The 21,641-nt window shown below is 72.7% G+C and carries 15 protein-coding genes, 1 tRNA gene and 1 pseudogene; 10 read left to right on the top strand and 7 right to left on the bottom strand.

Going from position 1 to position 21,641, the window contains the following annotated elements; genetic code table 11:
* Positions 1 to 298 (top strand): annotated as a pseudogene (locus AB0H86_RS14810) (hypothetical protein); the annotation flags it as partial.
* Between the two features lie 126 nt (positions 299 to 424).
* Here the strand turns inward: AB0H86_RS14810 and AB0H86_RS14805 are convergent.
* Positions 425 to 497: transfer RNA gene (locus tag AB0H86_RS14805), tRNA-Arg, on the bottom strand.
* A 322-nt stretch (positions 498 to 819) separates the two neighbouring features.
* On the opposite strand from AB0H86_RS14805, the gene AB0H86_RS14800 reads away from it, so the two are divergent.
* The 4 genes from AB0H86_RS14800 to AB0H86_RS14785 all read left to right on the top strand — a co-directional run bounded on the left by AB0H86_RS14800 (position 820) and on the right by AB0H86_RS14785 (position 6,968).
* On the top strand, positions 820 to 2,427 hold the full coding sequence (locus AB0H86_RS14800; protein ID WP_362437207.1) for a dynamin family protein: 1,608 nt from the start codon (positions 820 to 822) through the stop codon (positions 2,425 to 2,427).
* 3 nt (positions 2,428 to 2,430) lie between these two features.
* Positions 2,431 to 4,566 carry a YfjP family GTPase gene (locus AB0H86_RS14795; protein ID WP_362437205.1) on the top strand — a complete coding sequence of 712 codons (2,136 nt, stop codon included), beginning with the start codon at positions 2,431 to 2,433 and terminating at the stop codon, positions 4,564 to 4,566.
* Between the two features lie 262 nt (positions 4,567 to 4,828).
* Positions 4,829 to 5,299, top strand: a complete 471-nt coding sequence (locus AB0H86_RS14790; protein WP_362437363.1) for a single-stranded DNA-binding protein — start codon at positions 4,829 to 4,831, stop codon at positions 5,297 to 5,299.
* Positions 5,300 to 5,567: 268 nt separating this feature from the next.
* On the top strand, positions 5,568 to 6,968 hold the full coding sequence (locus tag AB0H86_RS14785; RefSeq protein WP_362437203.1) for a Cys-Gln thioester bond-forming surface protein: 1,401 nt from the start codon (positions 5,568 to 5,570) through the stop codon (positions 6,966 to 6,968).
* 136 nt (positions 6,969 to 7,104) lie between these two features.
* On the opposite strand, the gene AB0H86_RS14780 is transcribed toward AB0H86_RS14785, so the two are convergent.
* On the bottom strand, positions 7,105 to 8,049 hold the full coding sequence (locus tag AB0H86_RS14780) for an amidohydrolase family protein (protein WP_362437200.1): 945 nt from the start codon (positions 8,047 to 8,049) through the stop codon (positions 7,105 to 7,107).
* Between the two features lie 59 nt (positions 8,050 to 8,108).
* Here AB0H86_RS14780 and AB0H86_RS14775 point away from each other — a divergent pair, with 59 nt between their 5' ends.
* The 4 genes from AB0H86_RS14775 to AB0H86_RS14760 all read left to right on the top strand — a co-directional run bounded on the left by AB0H86_RS14775 (position 8,109) and on the right by AB0H86_RS14760 (position 11,708).
* Positions 8,109 to 8,636 (top strand): MarR family transcriptional regulator, encoded by a 528-nt coding sequence (locus AB0H86_RS14775; RefSeq protein WP_362437198.1) that lies wholly within the window; start codon positions 8,109 to 8,111, stop codon positions 8,634 to 8,636.
* Positions 8,637 to 8,949: 313 nt separating this feature from the next.
* Positions 8,950 to 10,614, top strand: coding sequence for an energy-dependent translational throttle protein EttA (gene ettA, locus AB0H86_RS14770; protein WP_362437196.1), 1,665 nt, complete (start codon positions 8,950 to 8,952; stop codon positions 10,612 to 10,614).
* A gap of 6 nt (positions 10,615 to 10,620) precedes the next feature.
* Positions 10,621 to 11,034, top strand: coding sequence for a thioesterase family protein (locus tag AB0H86_RS14765; RefSeq protein ID WP_362437194.1), 414 nt, complete (start codon positions 10,621 to 10,623; stop codon positions 11,032 to 11,034).
* Positions 11,031 to 11,708 carry a hypothetical protein gene (locus AB0H86_RS14760; RefSeq protein WP_362437192.1) on the top strand — a complete coding sequence of 226 codons (678 nt, stop codon included), beginning with the start codon at positions 11,031 to 11,033 and terminating at the stop codon, positions 11,706 to 11,708. Before AB0H86_RS14765 ends, AB0H86_RS14760 begins: the two co-directional genes overlap by 4 nt.
* A gap of 40 nt (positions 11,709 to 11,748) precedes the next feature.
* Here the strand turns inward: AB0H86_RS14760 and AB0H86_RS14755 are convergent, their stop codons facing one another.
* From AB0H86_RS14755 to AB0H86_RS14740, 4 genes are all read right to left on the bottom strand, one after another.
* Positions 11,749 to 12,717 carry an ABC transporter ATP-binding protein gene (locus tag AB0H86_RS14755; RefSeq protein WP_362437190.1) on the bottom strand — a complete coding sequence of 323 codons (969 nt, stop codon included), beginning with the start codon at positions 12,715 to 12,717 and terminating at the stop codon, positions 11,749 to 11,751.
* A gap of 133 nt (positions 12,718 to 12,850) precedes the next feature.
* The gene (locus AB0H86_RS14750) at positions 12,851 to 15,625 is read right to left on the bottom strand and encodes an FtsX-like permease family protein (RefSeq protein WP_362437188.1); all 2,775 of its coding nucleotides are present in this window, start codon (positions 15,623 to 15,625) and stop codon (positions 12,851 to 12,853) included.
* A 1-nt stretch (position 15,626) separates the two neighbouring features.
* A complete protein-coding gene (locus tag AB0H86_RS14745; protein ID WP_362437186.1) occupies positions 15,627 to 18,890 on the bottom strand; it encodes an ABC transporter permease in 3,264 nt (1,087 codons plus the stop codon).
* Positions 18,891 to 19,052: 162 nt separating this feature from the next.
* A complete protein-coding gene (locus tag AB0H86_RS14740) occupies positions 19,053 to 19,466 on the bottom strand; it encodes a globin (protein ID WP_362437184.1) in 414 nt (137 codons plus the stop codon).
* A gap of 115 nt (positions 19,467 to 19,581) precedes the next feature.
* On the opposite strand from AB0H86_RS14740, the gene AB0H86_RS14735 reads away from it, so the two are divergent.
* Complete coding sequence (locus AB0H86_RS14735; RefSeq protein WP_362437182.1) at positions 19,582 to 20,616, top strand: methyltransferase domain-containing protein; 1,035 nt, start codon at positions 19,582 to 19,584, stop codon at positions 20,614 to 20,616.
* A 36-nt stretch (positions 20,617 to 20,652) separates the two neighbouring features.
* On the opposite strand, the gene AB0H86_RS14730 is transcribed toward AB0H86_RS14735, so the two are convergent.
* The coding region (locus AB0H86_RS14730; protein WP_362437180.1) for an FHA domain-containing protein at positions 20,653 to 21,641 on the bottom strand (989 nt) is incomplete at its 5' end.

Genomic DNA, 21,641 nt, shown 5'->3' with positions numbered 1-21,641 from the left:
GCGCTCCAACGCCGTGATCAACTCCATCGGTGAGGACACGGGTACGTGTCCGCCGGTGCAGAAGTCGCCGTCCGACACGAAGTGCACGGATCAGCTGGACTATGCGGGCGACGCTCGCTCCAACGCCGTGATCAACTCCATCGGTGAGGACACGGGTACGTGTCCGCCGGTGCAGAAGTCGCCGTCCGACACGAAGTGCACGGATCAGCTCGACTATGCGGGCGACGCTCGCTCCAACGCTGAGATCAACTCCATCGGCGAGGACACGGGCTCCTGCCCGCCGGTCCAGAAGAAGTGAACTGCTGACCGCCCCTGAAAGAAGGAGCGCGGGGCCCACCAGCGGACAACAGAATCAAGCCGCGAGCTGCTCTGGCACGGACACGAAAGAGCCCCTCACGCGTTACCGCAGGTGAGATGCCGTTTGCGCCCCCGGCAGGACTCGAACCTGCGGCCAAGCGCTTAGAAGGCGCCTGCTCTATCCACTGAGCTACGGGGGCCGGGTGTGGTGGCCTCTGTCGTGGGTGCCCGGGTGCGGGCCGTTCCGTGACGCTGCCGGGGACAAGGATAGGGCTCCCGCGTCCTTGCCCCTGTTGCTTCGCCTCCGTGGCTCGATGTGGAGGTTCAGTGAAGCGGTCCTGATAATCGCAGGCAGGTACGAATCGTGCACCGATTTTGGCGTCTTGCGCACCGGGTGTTGTGCACTCGTTATGCCTGGACTGTGCCCGTGTCCCAGTCGCCCCTTCCATCCCTTGTGTCCTGTCGGCGCGCAGACATGCTCATATGCTTCAGAATTCCCCTAAAATTGGGCATTCTTCGCATGTGGTGACCTTGGACGTACGGCCTCAGCTGCTCGACGCACTCTCCGCCCTGCGCGACCGTGTCGCCGCCGCGCGCTTCCCGCTTCCCTTGGCGGGGGCCCCGCGCGCGCGTGCCAATCGCGACGAACTACTCGCCCAGCTCGACGACTATCTGGTGCCCCGGTTGAGACAGCCCGAAGCACCCCTACTGGCCGTGGTGGGCGGCTCTACCGGCGCCGGGAAGTCGACGCTGGTCAACTCACTGGTGGGACGGCGCGTCAGCGAGGCGGGCGTGCTGCGACCGACCACCCGGACGCCCGTGCTGGTCTGCCATCCCGAGGACCATCACTGGTTCAGCGGGATGCGCGTGCTGCCCGACCTCACCCGCGTGTGGGTGCCCCAGCAGGAGCCCGGGGACGAGCTCCTGCTGCCCGGCGAAAGCCCCGCGCGCGTGCTGCGCATCGAGACCGCGGACACCCTGCCGCCCGGCCTCGCCCTCCTCGACGCGCCCGACATCGACTCCCTCCTCGCCGACAACCGCGCCCTCGCCGCCGAGCTCGTCTGCGCGGCCGACATCTGGATCATGGTCACCACGGCGGCCCGCTACGCCGACGCCGTGCCCTGGCATCTGCTGCGCACCGCCAAGGAGTACAAGGCCGCCCTGGTCACCGTCCTCGACCGGGTACCCCACCAGGTCGTGTCCGAGGTCTCGCGGCAGTACGGCGCGCTGCTCACCAAGGCCGGTCTCGGCGACGTACCCCGCTTCACCGTGCCGGAACTGCCCGAGTCGGCCTGGGGCGGCGGGCTGCTGCCGACCACCGCGGTGGCGTCGCTGCGGACCTGGCTCGTCCAACAGACGCAGGACCCCGGCGCCCGGCAGTACTCCCTGGCCCGCACGGCGCACGGCCTCCTCGACTCGCTCAAGTCCCGGATGCCCGAGCTGGCCAGTGCAGCCGCCGCCCAGTACGCGGCCGCGCTGCGGCTCACCTCCGCCGTCGAATCGGCGTACGACAGCGAGCACGCGCGCGTGCGGGGGCGGTTGCAGGCCGGAGCCGTCCTCGCGGGTGACGCCCTGAAGCGCTGGCGGGCCTTCCCGCTCGACTGCACCGCCGGTGAACTCCTCGACGCGCTCGTGGAGAGCCTGGGCGCGCTCCTGTTGTGCTCCGTCGCCGCGGCCGACGAGCGCGTCGATGATGCCTGGCGGCACGAACCGGCGGCCGACGCCCCGGAACTGACCGGCCGTGACCCGTCCCCGGAGAGCGCCGAACACCGGATCGGGATGGCGGTACGGCGGTGGCGGCGGGAGCTGGAGGAGTACGCCGAGGAGGAGATCCGCGACCTCGACCGCAGTGTCGCCCCGGATCCCGAGGTGATCGCCGCCCTCGTCGCCACCGCGCTGCTCGGCAGCCGCAGGGCGAGGTCGGCCGGGGAGGGGCTCGCCGAGCGGATCGGGGCGCACAGAGCGCTGCGCCTGCGTGACCGGAGCGGGCGGCTGCTCACCGAACACATCGACCGGATCATGCACACCGAACGCGAGCGTCGACTCGCCCCGCTCGACGCACTCGAAGTCCACCCCGAACCGCAGGCCGAGCTCATCGCCGCGCTGTCCGTACTGCAGAAGGAGAGGTGACCGGTGACCGCCGTCACAGACCATGATCAGGACCACACCGAGCACACGGAGCATGCCGGGCGTGCGGAGCACGCTGATCATGCCGGGCGTGCTGATCATGCCGAGCAGGTCGGGGGCGTGGGCGGTGTCGGTGACTTGGGGGGAGAGGACGCGCGTCCTGAAGGCGTCAGCCTTGACGAGAGTGTCACCGAGGGCGGCGAGGGCGGTGATGGTGGCGGGGCCGAATCCGTCGAGAAGGTCGACGAGGGCCCCAAGAGCCTCACGGGCCCCAGGAACCCCAAGGGCACCGAGGACCCCACCGGCACCGGCACCGGCTCCGAGGACTCCGCGGCGCCCGTCGTCGTACCCGAGAAGGCCGTGAAGGACCGTCACGCGCGCGTGACGAACGCCGATGCCATCTCAAGCCCCCCAAGCGGCCCCCCGAGCCGCGCCGACTCCGAGAGTGCCTGGGACGACGGGCTGATCGCGCGGCGCGCGACCGAGGAGAGTGCCGCGCAGCCCGTCGTCCTGGAGACCAGGGCGTCCGGCGCCCAGACGGCGACCACGCTCGCGTACGACGGTCCGCTGCGGTCGCGGCTCGACGCGCTGCGCGAGCTGGTCGGGCTGTCCCGTACGCGGCTCGACAGCCGGACCCTCGCAGAGGCGGGCCGGGTCCTGGACGAGGCGGCGGCGCGGCGGCGGCTGTCCGGGCAGCACACCGTGATCGCCATCGCGGGCGCCACGGGTAGCGGCAAGTCGCAGCTGTTCAACACACTCGCCGGAGTGCCCATTTCGGAGACCGGCGTGCGACGGCCCACCACCGCCGCTCCGATCGTGTGCAGTTGGAGCGACGGCGCGGCGACCCTGATCGACCGGCTCGGCATCCCGGGACGGCTGCGGCGGCGCCCGCTGCAGAGCCCCCAGGCGGAGGCACAACTGCGCGGACTGGTTCTGGTGGACCTGCCCGACCACGACTCGGCCGCCGTTCAGCACCGCGAGCAGGTGGACCGCATCCTGGATCTCGTCGACGGGGTCATCTGGGTCGTCGACCCCGAGAAGTACGGCGACGCGATCCTCCATGAGCGCTATCTGCGGCCGATGGCGGGCCACGCGGAGGTCATGTTCGTCGTCCTCAACCAGATCGACCGACTGCCCGGCGAGGCCAAAGACCAGGTCCTCGACGATCTGCGGCGGCTGCTCGACGAGGACGGCGTCGCCCTCGGCGAGCACGGCGAACCGGGCGCGACCGTACTCGCTCTGTCCGCGCTCACCGGGGACGGTGTAGGTGACCTGCGGGAGGCGCTCGGCCAGTTCGTGGCGGAGCGCGGGGCCGCGGCACGCCGGATCTCCGCCGATGTGGACGCCGCGGCGTGGCGGCTGCGCCCTGTCTACGCCACCGGGTGGCGGACCGGGCTGAGTGAGGAGGCGCGGGACGAGTTCGCCGCGAGGCTCGCGGACTCGGTGGGCGCCACCGCGGCGGGCGAGGCGGCCGAGCGGGCGTGGCAACGCAACGCCAACCGCGCGTGCGGGACCCCCTGGCTGCGGCTGTGGCGCTGGTACGAGGACCGGCGTGAACTTCCCACCGGGCGGCTGCCGTTGCGTGCCCAGGCGGACGAGGAGGCCACGGCGCGCCAGCGGGTCGAGCAGGCGGTACGGACGCTCGCGGACCGGGCCTCGGACGGGCTGCCCACTCCGTGGGCGCAGGCGGTGCGGGAGGCGGCCGTACGCGGGTCGCAGGGGTTGCCCGAGGCGTTGGACGAGCTGGCGGCGCGGGCCGGGTTGCCGCCGGGGCGGCCGCCCCGGCCCAGCTGGTGGCCGGCGGCCGTTCTGGCGCAGGCATCGATGACGATCCTGCAAGTCTTGGGCGGGCTGTGGCTGTTGGGCCAGATCATCGGTGTCATGGCGCCAAACCTCGGTGTGCCGGTGCTGCTGATGGTGGCCGGGATCATCGGTGGCCCACTCGTCGAGTGGAGCTGCCGGATCGCGGCGCGGGGGCCTGCCAGGCGGTACGGCACGGAGGCCGAGCGGCGGCTGAGGGAGGCGGCGGCCGGGTGCGGACGGGCCCGGGTGCTGGATCCGGTGGCGGCGGAGTTGCTGCGCTACCAGGAGGTTCGGGAGCAGTACGGGCGGGTCGTGGGGGTGAGTGCGGGGGCGAGGTGAGCCTCGCTCCCTCGGTCTCGTCCGCGTCCCCGTCCGCGTCCCCGTTCTGGTTCCCGTCCTCGGGTCCCTCGTCCGGGTGACGGTGTTTTCCACAGGTGGGCGGTGGTGCACAGCGCTCAGCGGGCTCGGTCCGGCGGAGGCAGTCTGGATTTCGCGCGATCACGGCGGACGTGATCGTGACGGAAGACGGAAGCAGCCGTACGGGACGGGCCCGTACGTGTGTCCGCCCGGCGTGAGCGGGCGGGTGAGGGAGGGGTTCATGATGAACGAGACGATGGTCTGCGCGGTGGGGAACGTGGCGACGCAGCCGGTGTACCGGGAGTTGGCGTCGGGTGCGTCGGCGCGGTTCCGGCTGGCGGTGACCGCACGCTACTGGGACCGGGAGAAGAGCACCTGGACGGACGGCCACACCAACTTCTTCACGGTGTGGGCGAATCGGCAGCTCGCCACCAACACGGCGGCGTCGCTCAACGTGGGCGATCCCGTCGTCGTGCAGGGCAGGCTGAAGGTGCGTACGGAAGTGCGCGAGGGGCAGAGCTGGACCTCGGCGGACATCGACGCGGTGGCGATCGGCCATGACCTGGCCCGCGGTACCTCCGCCTTCCGGCGCACCAAACCGGGGGAGACGGTGACTGCCGGCGTCGGCGCACCGCAGCAGCCGGAACCGAGCTGGGAGACACCTCCCGCCGAGCCGGCCGCCCAACGGCGCCCGGAGCCCGCCGCCGTGATGTGACGTCACGTCACGTCACATCTCACGTCCGACCGAACTGCGGCTTATCGGCGAATGCGTACCTTACAACCCGAGTGGATTTGTCGATAAGCCCTGCTCGCGACCCGTCTCGGGGATAACGATTCCGAGTCGGATCACTGGTCCGAGTGCATCACCGGGAAGCGTGGTGCGCCTGGTACTTAGGATGCCGAACATAGCTCTCGGGGCTTCTGATTCTGCTGGCGGGACCGTAACCCCCCACGTCAACGGGTCCTGCTCGAAGGGGAATTCTGTGTTTTCTTCGTTCTTCGTGCCGTCGGCGCGCAGGCGAGGGGCAGCCCGCCTCGTCGCCGCGACGTTGGTGTCCGGTCTCGTCGCCGTCGGAGTGATGACGGGCGCCGGTACGGCATCGGCCGACGAGACGGCCCAGAACCAGGGCGGGGCGACCGCCACGATAGGCGGCCTGAAGACGTACGGCGACGCCGTGATCCACGACGCGTCCGGGGACCTGACCGTCTCGGCGGGCCTGTTCGAGATGTCCGTCGAGGGCGGCGGCACCCTGCAGACGTACTGCATCGACCTGCACAACCCCACGCAGCGCGAGGCCAAGTACCACGAGACCCCGTGGAGCGGCACCTCGCTCGGCGCCAACAGGGACGCGGGCAAGATCCGTTGGATCCTTCAGAACTCCTACCCGCAGGTCAACGATCTCGCGGCGCTGGCCACCGCGGCGGGCGTGGGCAGCGGGCTCACCGAGCAGGACGCGGCGGCCGGCACCCAGGTGGCCATCTGGCGCTACTCGGACGGCGCGGACGTGGACGCCGTCGACCCGCAGGCAGAGAAGCTCGCGGACTACTTGGAGAAGAGCGCCCGGAACGTCGCGGAGCCCGCGGCGTCACTGACGCTCGACCCGCCCGCGGTCTCCGGCCGCCCCGGCGCACTGCTGGGCCCGGTGACGGTGCGTACCAACGCGGCCACGGTGACGGTGGCGCCACCGGCGGACGCCGCCACGAGCGGGGTGCGGATCATCGGCAAGGACGGCCAGAACGTCACGTCCGCGGTCAACGGCAGCCAGTTGTTCTTCGAGGTGCCCGAGGACGCCCCGGCGGGCTCGGCCGACCTGGCCGTGCAGGCCTCCACGACCGTCCCGGTCGGCCGTGCCTTCGCCTCCGAGAGCCGCAGTCAGACGCAGATCCTGGCCGGCTCCAGTGAGTCGACGGTCTCGGCGACGGCGAGCGCGAGCTGGGCCGCGACGGGTGCGATACCCGCGCTCTCCGCGGCGAAGAACTGCGCCAAGGGCGGCTTGGACGTCACCGCGGCCAACGAGGGCGACGAGCCGTTCACCTTCGAGCCGCTTGGCACCGAGTACACCATCGCGGCGGGCGAGTCTCGCACGGTGACGGTCCCCCTCCAGGAGGACCAGGCGTACGACTTCACGATCGAGTCGGGCGGCTTCCAGAAGCGGTTCACCGGCGTCCTCGACTGCCGGACACAGGGCAGCGCGGCCGGCGACACCACCCAGACCCTCAGCGAGCCGAGCCCCGTGACGGTAGGCGGCGACACGGCGGACGTGAACCTCGCCGCGACCGGCGGCTCCGGCGCGACCCCGGTGATCGTGGGTGTCGCCATCGCCCTGGTCGTACTCGGCGGCGCGGCACTGATCGTCGTACGCAAGAAGCAGGAGCAGGGCTGAGAGGTACGGAACGGGAGGGCTCGGCGCCGGCGAGGCCGGCGGGAACGGTCCTATGTCGCGGACCTTCACGGGCCCTCCGTCCGCTCCGATCCACCACGTCCCCTCCGCGAAGACGAACCAGACCGGCTGACCGTGGTCAGCGGGCGAGCCGAGGGAAGAGGATCTCGGCGCTCTTGCGGTTGATGGCCTCCGCCTGGCCAGGTGTGAAGTCGGGGTAGGTCTCCAGGAAGTGGTTGTAGTAGGTGCCGGCCTCTTGCGGGGCGAAGGGCCAGTCGCTGCCGTAGAGGACGTGGCCCGGTTCGGCGAAGGCGAGCAGGGCGGGCAGGGCGCTGGGGCTGGCGGACAGGGCGGTGTCGAAGTAGAAGCGCTTCAGGTCGCGCAGGACGTCCTCGGCCTCGCGGTCGGGGTCGACGACGGTGGAGGTCAGTCCTGAGAAGCGGTAGGCGGCGTAGGGGAGGAAGCCGCCGCCGTGGGAGAGGATCACCCGCACGTTCGGGTAGCGGCTCATCACGCCGTTCAGCACCAGGTTGAGGGCGCTTCGGGTGGTGTCGAAGACGTAGTCGGCCAGCGGGGCGGGGGTGCCGGGGAGCAGGGGCATCGGGGGCTGGGCGGGGTGGACGAACACATTCGCCGCGCGGCGGTCGAGTTCGGCCCACAGCGGCTCGAAGTCGGGGTCACCGAGGTAGCGCCCGCGGGCGTTGGACATCAGCACGACGCCGTCGGCGTGCAGGGTGTCCAACGCGTGCACGGCCTCGGCCACGGCGGCGTCGACATCGGGCAGCGGGATGCTGGCGAAGTGGCCGAAGCGGTCGGGATTGTCCTTGACGACCTCGGCGCCGTACTCGTTCACGGCGCGGGCGAGGTCCCGGGCCTGGGCGTCGTCGCCGAGGTGGATGCCAGGTGAGGTGACGGACAGGACGCCGCTGGCGATGCCCTGCTGGTCCATCATGGCGATGGCGCTCTTGGGGCTCCAGTCGGGGATGGCCCAGCCGCCGGAGTCGAGGCCCTGCGCGGCGAGGGTCTGGGCCCAGACCGGCGGAACGATGTGCTGGTGGACGTCGATGCGAGCGGGGAAGGTCATGTTGATTCGCCTCCTAATGGTTAGCTTGCTAAGTATGCTTCCTTAGTAAGCTAACAGTCATGAGGGAGACAGACAAACCCGAAACCCGCAGTGCCTCCGACCTGCCCGTGGAGCGCGATATCGAGCACCTGGCCCAGGCTGCCGATCGGCTCTTCTTCGCCATGCGACGCTCACGGACCGGCGCGGTCGGCCAGTTCGAAGCCGGCCTCTCCATGTCACAGCTGGCCCTGCTCACCGCACTGACCGAGGACACCGAGGGTGAGGGTGTGCCGGTCAGCCGACTGGCCGCCACCGCCGAAATCAGCGTCCCCACCGCCACCCGCATGCTGCAGCAGCTGGAAGGCAGGAATGTGGTCACCCGACGCCGTGCACCGCACGACGAGCGCCAAGTCCTCATCCGGCTCACCGAGGAAGGCGCGGCACGCCTCGCCGCCATGCGGTCCGAGCTGCGCGCACGCCAGTACGCGGCCCTGTCGCACTTCACGCCGCAAGAGCGGCACGAGCTCGCCGCACAGTTGCACCGCCTTGCCGGCCTCATCGGCCAGACCATCCCCGGGGCCGCCGGATCGGCGGCCGGCGAGGGCTGAGCACCCAGGGCGACGGAGCCGGCCGGCATGAGCGGACCCTGGACCGAACAAGGCGCCCCAGAAGGCATCACGGGGAAGATCTCTGGGCCGTCCGTGGGCCGTCCGTGGGCCGTCCCTGGGCCGTCCGACGTCTCCCGAGGCCGACCAGCGGCGACCGGCAGTGACAGTCGAGCCGCAGTCGAGCCACCGTCGCCGGCGGTGAACCCCCAGCTCACAGCCCCCCGTCCATATGGGTTAGGACCCAGGGGTGGCGGTCGGGCAAGATGGGGTGTATCTGCCCACTGCCAGATTTCAAGCTGCCGGACGGTTTCTCTTGGCTGAGTACATTTACACCATGCGCAAGACGCGCAAGGCGCACGGCGACAAGGTGATCCTTGACGACGTGACGCTGAGCTTCCTCCCCGGCGCGAAGATCGGTGTGGTCGGTCCTAACGGTGCCGGTAAGTCCACCGTTCTCAAGATCATGGCCGGTCTGGAGCAGCCGTCCAACGGTGACGCGTTCCTGTCGCCCGGCTACACGGTCGGCATGCTCCAGCAGGAGCCGCCGCTGGACGAGTCCAAGACGGTCCTGGAGAACGTGCAGGACGGCGCCGCCGAGATCATGGGCAAGCTCAAGCGCTTCAACGAGGTCGCCGAGCTGATGGCGACCGACTACTCGGACGCGCTCATGGACGAGATGGGCAAGCTCCAGGAGGACCTGGACCACGCCAACGCGTGGGACCTGGACACCCAGCTGGAGCAGGCCATGGACGCCCTGGGCTGCCCGCCCGGCGACTGGCCGGTCACCAACCTCTCCGGTGGTGAGCGCCGCCGCGTCGCGCTCTGCAAGCTGCTGATCGAGGCCCCTGACCTGCTGCTGCTCGACGAGCCCACCAACCATCTGGACGCCGAGTCCGTCCAGTGGCTGGAGCAGCACCTGGCGAAGTACCCCGGCACCGTCGTCGCCGTCACCCACGACCGGTACTTCCTCGACAATGTCGCGGGCTGGATCCTGGAGCTCGACCGCGGTCGCGCCATCGGCTACGAGGGCAACTACTCCACCTACCTGGAGACCAAGCAGACCCGTCTCAAGGTCGAGGGCCAGAAGGACGCCAAGCGTGCGAAGCGTCTGAGGGAAGAGCTCGAGTGGGTGCGGTCCAACGCCAAGGGGCGCCAGGCCAAGTCCAAGTCCCGCCTCGCCCGGTACGAGGAGATGGCCGCCGAGGCCGACAAGATGCGGAAGCTGGACTTCGAGGAGATCCAGATCCCGCCGGGCCCGCGCCTGGGCTCCATCGTCGTCGAGGTGAACAACCTCTCCAAGGCCTTCGGCGAGAAGGTCCTCATCGAGGACCTGAGCTTCACGCTGCCGCGCAACGGCATCGTCGGCGTGATCGGCCCGAACGGCGCCGGCAAGACCACCCTCTTCAAGATGATCCAGGGCCTGGAGACGCCGGACTCCGGCACGATCAAGGTCGGCGAGACCGTCAAGATCGCGTACGTCGACCAGGGCCGCGAGAACATCGACCCGAAGAAGACCCTGTGGGCAGTGGTCTCCGACGAGCTGGACTACATCAACGTCGGTCAGGTGGAGATGCCCTCGCGGGCGTACGTCTCCGCCTTCGGCTTCAAGGGCCCGGACCAGCAGAAGCCGGCCGGCGTCCTCTCCGGCGGTGAGCGCAACCGCCTCAATCTCGCGCTCACCCTCAAGCAGGGCGGCAACCTGCTGCTCCTCGACGAGCCGACGAACGACCTCGACGTCGAGACCCTGTCGAGCCTCGAGAACGCGCTGCTGGAGTTCCCGGGCTGCGCCGTGGTCGTCTCCCACGACCGGTGGTTCCTCGACCGGGTCGCCACGCACATCCTCGCCTACGAGGGTGACTCCAAGTGGTTCTGGTTCGAGGGCAACTTCGACTCGTACGAGAAGAACAAGGTCGAGCGGCTCGGCGCGGACGCCGCACGTCCGCACCGCGCCACCTACAAGAAGCTGACCCGGGGCTGATCGATCTTGCGCCACATCTACCGCTGCCCGCTGCGCTGGGCGGACATGGACGCGTACGGGCACGTCAACAACGTGGTCTTCCTCCGCTACCTGGAGGAAGCCCGTATCGACTTCCTGTTCCGCCCGGACAAGGACTTCCAGCAGGGGTCGGTGGTGGCGCGCCACGAGATCGACTACAAGCGACAGCTCGTCCACCGGCACACGCCCGTGGACATCGAGCTGTGGGTCACCCAGATCAGGGCGGCCTCCTTCACGCTCACCTACGAGGTCAAGGACCCGGACCAGGTCTACGTCCAGGCCTCGACGGTGATAGTGCCCTTCGACTTCGAGGCACAGCGGCCGCGGCGGATCACCGCGGAGGAACGTGAGTTCCTGGAGGAGTTCCGGGACGACGCCGAAGGGGAGGCCGTCGCCGCATGACGGAACTCCACCTTGCCGACGAGGGGGAGGCGGCGGATCTCGCGGCCTTCCTCTCCCGGCTGCTCCACTACGACCGTGGGGCCGCGGTGCGTCTCCAGGCGGCCGGGACCGCGCTCGCCGTCTTCGGCCGGCCACCGTCCTTCGAGGTGCTGGCGATCCGTGCGGTACGGCTCGCCAAGCCGTACGAGAACGGGCTCGACGTCACGCTGGACGTGACCGTGTCCGCAGGGGAGCTTCTGGAGTCCGTCGACGAGTCGGCGGGCACGGCCGTCGTGCCGGCCCCGGTCACCGGCCCGTCGTGGGCCGGCGTGCTGCCGCCGCGCGGCGGCTGGCGGCCCGAGCCCGGGCTGCCGGAGCCGGACGCGCTGCGGGCCATGGTCGCCGCGGGTGTCAGCGAATTCCGTTCCCGTACGGGGGAGTTGACGGACGAGCGGCGTACGCGGGCCGAGTTGGACCGGATCGGGCGGGAGATCTGGTCCCGGGCGGTCGGGACGACCGGGCTGCCGGTGCGGGCCGTACACGCGGCGCAGTCGCTGGGGTTCCTGCGGCCGACGGGGAGCGCGGGAGCGCCGGCGCTGATCTCGTCGGGAGCGTGGCTGAGGCTGCGCACGCCGTACGGCTCGATCGCCGTACGCAGGGCGGGACTTGGCGCGCTGGACATCAGCGTCCGCTGAGGGTGCTGAGGGCAGGAAGGGCGCCGGTCGCGTTCGCTGATCAGTCGCGGTCGTCGTCGTCCGGCCAGACGCCGATGTGGTCCGGTTCCAGTTCCAGTGCCACGCGATCGCGCATGCCCAGGGCCCGGGTGTAGTCGGCGGGCAGCTGGAGGCGGCCCGCGCGGTCGAGCATGGCGTACTCCCGTGCCACGACTGTCTCGTGGCCGGTGGTCGCGTCGACCTCGCTGCGGCGCAGGACCTCCGTGGAGGTGCGGCCGTCGCGGATGGCGACCGTGCGGCGGACCTCGTCCGCGACCGCCTGGTCGTGGGTGACGATCACGATGGTGGTGCCCAGCCGCTCGTTCGCGCCCCGGAACGCGGCGAAGATCTGTTCTGCGGTGTGCGAGTCGAGTTCGCCGGTGGGTTCGTCGGCGAGCAGCACCGCGGGGTTGTTGGCGAGGGCCACGGCGATGGCGACGCGTTGTTGCTGACCGCCGGACATCTGGTGCGGACGGCGATCCCGGCAGTCCGCCACCTTCAGCAACTCCAGGAGTTCCAGGGCGCGTTCGGAGCGGGAGTGGCGTGCCCCGCGGGTGCGGGCGGCGCCGGACAGCTGCATCGGGAGGGCGATGTTCTGGGCGGCGGTGAGGTAGGGGAGAAGGTTGCGGGAGGTCTGCTGCCAGACGAAGCCGACGACGTCGCGCCGGTAGGCGAGACGGTCCTTGGCCGTCATGGTGAGCAGGTCGCGGCCGGCGACCCGGGCCGCGCCGGCGGTGGGGGTGTCGAGGCCCGCGAGGATGTTCATGAGGGTGGACTTGCCGCTGCCGGACGCCCCGACGAGGGCCATCAGCTCGCCCTCGCGGACGAGGAGGTCGAGGCCCTGGAGGGCTTGGACCTCCACGCCGTCCGTGCTGAAGACGCGGACGAGGCGGTCGCAGGTGATCAGGGCGTCGTGGCCGTAGGCCGGGGTGTCGCGGGCTCCGGTGGCTCGGTCGGCCAGGTCGGTGAGGGTGGTGGGGTTCGTCGTCATCGGGGTCTCCTGGACGGGTGCCCTGGGTGGCGGCTGAGGGGTGGGTTCGCTTGCCCGCGCCGGCGGGGTGCCACTTCTCTTCGGGCCGGGAGCCACCCCGACCGCGCGACTGCCCGCAGGCCGGCCGACTCTGTCATCGCTCGTCCCCCGCCCTCAACGCCCGTACCGACCCCCGCCGGCCCGACCACCACGCCTGAGCTGCCGAGATCCCCGTTGCCAGCAGCAGTACACAGAGCGCGGGTACCACCAAAGACACCGCGTCCGTATGCAACTCGGTGCCTCCCGAAGGGGCCTGTGTCGATGCCAGCGCGATGGTCGTCAGGTCGATGCCGGGGGACAGGAGGCGGATCGTGGCCCACCCGGTCAGGGTGCCGCCCACCGCCGCCAGGGTCGCCTGGGGGAGGGACTCCAGGATGAGGAGGCGGCGGCCCTGGGCGCGGGTGAGGCCCATGGTGCGGAGGCGGGCCAGAAGGGCGACGCGTTCGGGGGTGGCGCGCAGGAGGGTGAGGAGGAGGGCCAGGACGGCGTAGCCGGCACCGGCGGCCACCGCGGCCGCGTAGACGTGTTCGGCGCCGGACTGCAGGGGCGAGTCGACGTACCGCGCGCGTTCCTCGGCCCGTAGTCGTACGGACCCGAAGTCCCCCGCCGCCCGGCGCAGTTCGCCCGCGTTCACGTGGTCGCCCGTGACCAGCAGCGCCGTCGGCCGGGCCGCCGCGGTGCTCAGCCCGGCGCGGTCCACCACCAGGAACCCGGTGCCGGACACCGCCGGGGTCCGCTCCCGTACCAGGGCGATCCGCACGGTGATCGAGCTGCCGTCCGCCAGGCGCACCGGGAAGGGCCGGGTGCCGTAGGTCCGGGCGGCGGCCGGGGAGGCCAGGGCGGGGAGGGGCGCCCCGGTGGACGCGGGGCGCCGCGGCTCCCCTCCGGACTCCGACGTCCCTCCTGACTGCGACGTCCCTCCGGCCTCCAACTCCCCCGCATCGAACGCCCCAAGACCCGTCCGGGCCGCCAGTGCCGCGTAGTCGCCGGGGTCCGCGCCCACCAGCGGGACCGAGGCCGGGCCGTCGTGCGGCTTGGCCTGGTAGTCGATGGCGACCTCGGTCAGCCCGCGTACGCCGGGTGAGCTGCGGACCCGGTCGGGCAGGGCGGTCGGCAGCGGATCGTTGCCTTCGACGCGCGCGTCCGCGCCGACGGATCGCAGTGCCGCCTGGTCACGGGCCTCAGCCACGCCCGCGAGGACGGAACCGCCGAAGGCGGCGGTGGTCAGGGCGGTCAGCAGCGCCAGCAGGGGCAGTACGGCGGAGACGGACGTACGGCCCGCCCGCGCGAGCGAGAGATGGCCCACCGCGCCCCGCAGCCGGCCGACCGGGCGGGCCAGCGCCCGCAACGGCAGTGGGTGCAGCCGGACCAGGACCAGGGCGGCGATCACTCCGACCAACACCGGTGCCAGATAGACCAGTTGGTCACCGGCGGGACCCGATGTGCCGCGTCGGCGCAGTGTCTCGACCGCGCCGGCCGCCGGCACCAGCAGGGTGAGTTCGGCGACCGTACGGCGTCGGGAGGGGCGTACGGACGCCACGTCCGCGCGGTGGGCGTGGACGCGTACCACCCGGTGCGTGGCGGCGGCCCGCAGCGGCAGGGCCGCGCAGCCGACGGCCGTGACCACGGCCGCCGCGGCGATCGCGTACCCGGCGCGGTCCGTGGGGGCAGCGAGCAGGGCGGCCAAGAGGCCGAGGGCGCCCGCGGGCAGCGCCACCATCGCCGTCTCGGCGCACAGCAGTCCGGCCACGGCCCGCAGGGAGGCGCCGCGGGCGCGCAGCAGGGCGAGTTCGGTGCGGCGGCGGTCGGCGGCGAGGCCGCCCGCCATCAGCAGGACGACGGCGGCGACCGTGCCGGCCCCGGTCGCGGCGACGGCGACCAGCGGCTGGACGCCGGCCCGCAGCCGGTCGTAGGAGGTGAGCACGTCGTCGAGGTCGCTGGTCGCCTGGATGAGTCCGTCGGCGGTCGTGCGGACCGTCCTGAGGCCCGGTCCGGACTCGATGGAGGCGACGGCCGTCTTCAGGCTCGCCGTCCGGTGGGCGTGGAGGGACTCGGGGGCGGGGGCCAACTGCCAGTAGCGCTCGGGCTGTCCGGCCGTGCCCAGGAGGGCGGGGGCCGCCTCGGGGGCGAGCAGCAGGGCGCCGAGCCAGTAGGTCAGCTTGTCCGCTCTGGGCAACCGGACCAGGGAGGGGGTGCGCAGCAGGGGCCGGGTGGACCAGTACGCGCCGGACGGGTCGCGCGCGGCGACGATTCCGGTGACCCGGACGGCGAGCGGGTCACGGGACACGCCGGGTACGTGGATCACCGAACCGACCTTGATGCGCAGGTGCTCGGCGGTCTCGGCGGTGACCGCGGCCTCGACCTGAGCCGTCGCCGCGGTCACCTGGCCGGTGGCGCGCGGCAGACGTCCCTCACGGGTGCGCGCGTGGTCGGCGAGGCCCTGCTGGGCTACGAGGGAGACCCGCGCGGGCAGCCCGCTGGGCCGGGGCAGCCACGGATCGGGCACCTCCGGGTCGTCGGTGGTGCGCACGCCGTACGTCGACCGGGCGCGGTCGACGAGGAGCGGCTCCGGGACGGCGGCCAGCACCTTGGCGTACTGGCGGCCCAGGGTCCCGGGACGTACGGCGTCCTCGCGTCGGGGCTGCGGCAGTCCGAGGTCGGGCTGCGGGGCGTACAACTGCACGCTCGTTCGGGCCGGGTTCGCCCGCTCGACGGCGGTGCGCAGGCCGGCGTCCTCGTACCGGTCCACGGCGCGGGGGAATACGGCGGCGAGGGACGCGGTCAGCGCCACCAGCAGCGCAAGAGCGCAGGCGGCGCCGGGGAAGGCGCGCAGCCGGGTGCGGATCCAGGGGGCCGAGACCGGGGTCACCTCACTCACCTCCCTGTTCGCGCAGGGACGTCGCCGGATCCGCCCGGCGTACCGCGAGGGCCGCCGTGACCAGCAGCGGGGTGACTGTCACGGCCGCCAGCAGCGCGGCCACCTGGGTGAGGGGCAGCTCGACGAGCACCCGGGGGACCGGCCGGGCGGCCTCGGAGGTCAGCACCACCAGCGGGATCACCGCCCGGGTCAGCACGGTGCCCAGGGCCACGCCCACCAGCAGGGCCAGTGCCACCAGGACGCCCTGCTCGACCGCGATCGTCCGGGCCAGCCGGCGGCGCGGGGCGCCCAGGGCACGCAGCACCGCGAACTCGGCGCCCCGCTCCCGCAGCGAACCCACCGCGCTCACCGCGAACCCGACGGCGGCCAGCGCGGCAGCCGCCCCCGCCGCCGCGGCGAACGCGGCCTCGGGGCCCGCACCGAACGGGTCGTCGCGCAGCTGCTCGGCGATCTCGTCCCGCACGACGACCCGCGTGGGGTCCATGTCGGGGTCGGCCCGCAGGGTCGCGGCGACCCCGGCCGCCTGTCCCGGCGTGGTCCGCAGCCACCACTCGGTGGGCGTGACGCTCTCGCCGTAGCGGGCCTCCAGCACCCGGTTCACGGAGCGCAGATCGACCAGGAGCGCCCCGCCGCTCGACTCGTCGGAGGTGGTCGGCAGCGCCCGTACCGCGTGCGCGATCCGCACCGGCACGGTCTCGCCGCCGAGTGTCACATCGACGCGCTGCCCGGGGCGGGCGCCCGCCGAGGCGAGGAACCGGTCGGTCGCCAGGGCCGTGACCTCGGCCGGCTCGGGCTGCGTGACCTGCAGACGTACCGTCAGCGAGGCGCTCCAGGAGGACTCGGCGGGGACGAAGCCGGTGCCGTACTCGACGGTGGGCGGGCCCGAGGTGCTCACCCGTGGCCGGGTCGGGTTGGTGCGCGCGTCCGGCGAGGACATCCGGCTGTCGCTCTGCGAGACGGCCGTCCACGCGGTGGGCAGCGACACCCGGCGCTCGGTCCCGTCGTCGGACGTGGCCGTCAACTCGTCCAGGGAGAAACGCTGTTGCTCCGGGTGATCGGTCGGCTGGGTGGTGACGAGTCGCAGGCCGGTGAGCGTCGACGGGCCGTCGGAGACGGGGATGTCCAGGATGTGCCGGCGGCCGTCGGCGGGCAGCTTCCCGGCCGGCAGGCGGTACGGGGTGCCGTGGCCGTCCTCCAGGGTGACGGCCACGTCCGCCGTCGAGTCCGGGGACGAGGACGAGGAGCGCAGAGTCGCCGCCAGCCGTAGCCGGGCGGTGTGCGCGGGCACCCGTGCGCCGTTCGTCCGCGTGTTCCTGCCGAGCCCGGCCACCAGCGGGCGCACCGGCCCGGGCGCCAGGTCGGCACGCATCAGCACGGAGTCCGCCGCGTGCGCGGTGTCCAGCGCCAGCACCGTCGCCGTACGGTTGTCGGCGAGCGCCAGCGTCGTACGGACCGCGGGGGCGGCCTGCGTGACGTGGGGGAGGGCCGCGTACTGCTCGGTGCGGCCGGGCCCGTCGTCGCCGGCCGCGAGAACCCGCAGCGGCACACCGGCCCGGAAGTCGGCCTGGTCGTCCTGCGAGCGGTCCCAAGAGGCGCCCTGCCCGATCGCCAGCAGGCCCAGCGCAACGGCGAGGACCAGCAGCAGCACCGGGCCCGCGCCGCGCGCCGGGCGGCGGGCGATCTGCCAGCCCGCCAGCGCCGCGGTCAGCCCGCGCCCGCCGGCCGCCCGGCGTTCGGCGAGCCGGGCCACCGGCGGCAGCAGCCGCAGCGTCAGCACCGTGCCGGCCAGCAGCGCCAGCGCGGGGGCCGCCACCAGCAGCGGGTCGACGCCGAGGGCACCCGACATATTGCCGCTCACCGCGCCGGAGGTCTGGCGGTTCAGCTGCCAGTAGGCCACACCGGCGACGGCCAGCAGCCCGAGGTCGGCGCCCGCGCGCACCGGGCCGGGCAGCGCACGGGCCCGGCGGGCGACGACGGATCCGGCCTCGGCGGACGAGGTCAGCGCGGGCAGGGTCACCGCCAGCGCACACCCCAGCGCCACAGCCGCCGCCACCAGCCACACCCCGGGCCGCCCGCCGGCCGGCAGGTCCAGCCGCAGCCCCATCCGGGCCAACGGCCCCTGTCCCGCGAGCAGTCGGGCCAGCGGGCCCGCCAGCAGCGGCGCGCACACCAGGGAGGGAAGGGCCAGCAGCAGCGCCTCGGGGAGCGCGAGGCCGGCGATGCCACGACGAGAGGCGCCACGGGCCCGCAACAGCCGGGTCTCGCCCGCGCGTTCGGCGCTCAGCAGCCGGGCCACCAGCAGCAGGGCACAGCCCGCGAGCAGCACCAGCTGGAGGGCGACGATCAGCAGCGTGGAGCGGGAGACCAGCAGGGAGCGGTCCACGCGGTCGAGGGTGTCCGGCAGCCCGGTGGTCACGGTGGTCGAGCCGCCGAACGCCGACTGCGCGCGCAGGGCCGCGCTGCCGCCGCGGGCCGCCTCGCGTAACGCGTCGATCCGGCCGGTCGTCAGCGTGGCGAAGTCGGCCGAGGCCAGCCAGGCCGACTGCCCGGCGCTGACCTTTCCGCCGGTCAGCACGCCGGGATCGGCCAGGAGCGGGCCGTACGTCGTGAAGTCGACCTTCTGGACGCCCCGGCCGCGCAGATCGTCGAGCCGCCAGTACGCAGCGTCCGCGCGGGTGGGCCGGTACACACCGGTGACCGTGACGGCGACCTGCGGGCCGCCCAGCCGGTCGGTGACGGTGAGGCGGTCGCCGGCGCCGAGGCCGAGGAGGTCGGCGGCGGTCTGCGGGAGGGCCGCCTCGACACCCCGGTCCGCCGCGCGGGGCAGCCGCCCGGCGACGATCCGTACCTGGGTGCGGTCCAGTGCCGCGAAGTGGGTCAGGTCCGGTTCCCCGGACCGCTCGGCGCGCGGTCGCAGCGAGCGCGGCAGGGCGTACGGACCGGACCGCACGAGCGTCCGCACGGTCACCGGCAGCCCGTCGAACGACGTCCGGGCGGCCTCGCGTACGGCGGTGTCGGCGTCCCCGCGATCGGCCGCGGGCACGTCGGCCCGGACGATCAGCGCGGTGTCGGCGGCGTTGCGGGGGTCCCGCAGGGAGTGGCGCAGGGCCGCGTCACCGATCGCGCCCGAGTACGCGGCGAGGGTCGCCAGGACCGCCGTGGTCAACAGGACGGTGAGCAACGCGGCGGCGAGAAGCAGCCGATGCGCGCGTGCGCGCAGGAGGACGAACCTCGCACTCCCGCCCCACCCCGCCACCCGGCCCCCGCCGTTCCCCTGTTGTCGCCCGAATCCCCGGGCGATCGTGTCAGAGGGAACGGGTCGTGGGTAAGCACTTCTAGATCGGACTTGACCAGATTGTAATCGGATTTCGGTGTCGGGCGACCGGAATCCGGAGGTCAACTGGCCTACAGGACAGGCCTAGTCCGGTGTGTTCACCATCGAGGCGGCCGCGTACTCCAGGTAGTTCCACAGCGTGTGCTCGTGCTCCTCGGACAGACCGAGGGAGTCGACGGCGACCCGCATGTGCTTCAGCCAGGCGTCGTGTGCCGCGCGGTTCACGGTGAAGGGGACGTGCCGCATCCGCAGGCGCGGGTGGCCGCGGTTGTCGCTGTACGTGGTCGGGCCGCCCCAGTACTGGATCAGGAAGAGCGTGAGGCGATCCTCGGCCGGCCCCAGGTCCTCCTCGGGATACATGGGCCGTAGCAACGGGTCCTCGGCGACTCCCTCGTAGAAACGGTGGACGAGGCGGCGGAAGGTCTCCTCCCCGCCGACCTGCTCGTAGAAGGTCTGCGTCTCAAGCGTGCCGCGCGGGATCTCTTTCACGCCCTCCATGCTCTCAGACCGGGGGGCCCAGGACTCAAGGCCTAGGACCACGCTGACCCGGGCCCGGGCGTGGGCGTGGGTGGGGCGGCTCGCTTCTCGGCGGTTCCCGCAGGAGAGTGGACGTATGGGCGCGCATGTTCTCCACAAGGATCTGGACGACCTCGCCGCCTCGGCGCGGACGGCGCTGGTGCGGCAGATCGACGCCAGCGGGGCCTGGGCCGCCGACCCGGTGTGGCGGGAGGCGTTCGAGGCGGTCCCGCGGCATCTCTTCGTGCCGTACTACTTCGTCGGCGTCAGGGGCGGGTACGAACGCCGGTGGGGCGAGAGCCCCGACCCGCGCACCCGGGAACGCTGGGTGCGCGGTGCGTACATCGACGCCCCGCTGGCCACCCGGCTGCGGGACGGCGAGCTGCTCTCCTCCAGCAGCCAGCCGTCGCTGATGGCGATGATGCTGACCGAGCTGCGGGTGACGGCCGGCGACCGGGTCCTGGAGATCGGCGCGGGCACCGGGTACAACGCGGCCCTGCTCGCGCACCGGCTCGGCGACGACAACCTTGTCACCACCGTCGACCTGGAACCGGAGATCACCGAGGCGGCCCGGCAGCATCTGGCCGCCGCCGGGTACCACCCCGCCGTCGTCACCGGCGACGGCGCACGCGGGGTACCCGAGCGCGCCCCCTTCGACCGGATCATCGCCACCTGCGCCCTGCCGTCGATCCCGCGCGCCTGGCTCGCCCAGTGCAGCCCCGGCGCCCGGATCCTGACCCCGCTCGGCACGGGTCTGATCGCGCTCACGGTCCGCGAGCCGGGGCGTACGGGGCTTGTGAGCCGTGAAAGGCAGGCGGGTCACGCGGGGCAGGCGGGTCAGGCCGAGGGGCGCTTCCTGCACACGCCCGCCTACTTCGTGCCGCTGCGCGGCGGCGAACCCGAGCCGGAGCCGGCCCCGCTGGGCGGAGTGCCGCGCTGGGCCAGGAGCCACGAACTCTTCCGGTTCCTGCTCGCCCTGTCCCGCGGCAGCCTCGATCCGCAGGAGGCGTACGCGCTGTGGGAGCGGGAGGGGCAGCCGCAGCGCGAGCGGTACGGCATCACGGTCAGCGGCGAGCGCGAGTGGGCGTGGCTGGACGACCCGGAGGGGCCGTACGCCTGGCACCTCGCGTGAAGCGGAGGGGCCAGGCGGGCGGCGAGAAGCCGAGGCTCAGCCGCGTCGGACGGTGATCGTCGTCCAGGCACCCACGTGCACCTGGTCCCCGTCCTGCAGCGGCACCGGCACGAACGGCTGGATCGGTTCCTCCGAGTGGTTCACCGTCGTACCGTTCGTCGAGTTCTGGTCGACGACCGCCCAGGTGCCGTCCGGCTGCTGGACCAGGACCGCGTGCTGGTGCGAGACGCCCGGGTCCTCCGGCGGTACCGACAGGTCGATGTCGGGGGACTCGCCGGTGGAGTGACGGCGGCGGCCGATGGTGATCTGGTTGCCGGACAGGGCGCGCTGCTGCTCGGGCGAGTACGCGGGCAGGTTGAGCCCCGCGGCCTCGGGGCCGGAACGATGCATCATCGCCATGAAGTACTCGCGGTCCGGGCCGATGGTCGCCGTCCACGTCGACGGCTGCTGCTGGTAGCCGGGGCCGGGCGGGGCCTGCGGGGAACCGGGCTGCGGGTATCCGTAGCCGCCGCCGGGACCCTGACCGGGGCCGGGGCCGCCCGGTCCACCGGGGCCGCCCGGGCCGGTCGACGGCGGGGAGATCACCCAGTCGTCGTGGCCGCCACCGAAGGACGGACCGCCCTGCTGCGGCGGGTTCTCCTGCGGGTACCCGGGCGGGGCGGAGGGGCCGGGGCCGGGCTGCTGGAACGCCTGGGGTGCCTGGGGTGCCTGGGGTCCGTTACCGGGTCCGCCGGGACCACCAGGTCCGCCGGGACCACCAGGACCGCCGTACGGGGTCGGCCCGGGCGCGCCGGGACCACCCGGGCCACCGCCGGGACCACCCTGGCCCGGACCGCCGGGGCCACCGAAGCCACCCTGGCCGTCAGGACGGGGCGGGCCGCCGTAGCCACCCGGACCGCCGGGACCGTCAGGACCGGGCGGGCCGCCGTAGCCACCCGGGCCACCGGGGCCGCCGTAGCCGCCCTGACCGCCGGGGCCACCGGGACCCGAAGGACCACCGAACCCGCCCTGACCACCAGGACCAG

It is taken from the genome of Streptomyces sp. NPDC050997 (genome assembly GCF_040660135.1).
Lineage (GTDB): Bacteria > Actinomycetota > Actinomycetes > Streptomycetales > Streptomycetaceae > Streptomyces.
The sequence above is the reverse complement of the archived record's forward strand: the minus strand, read 5'-3'. Positions and strand labels throughout refer to the sequence as shown.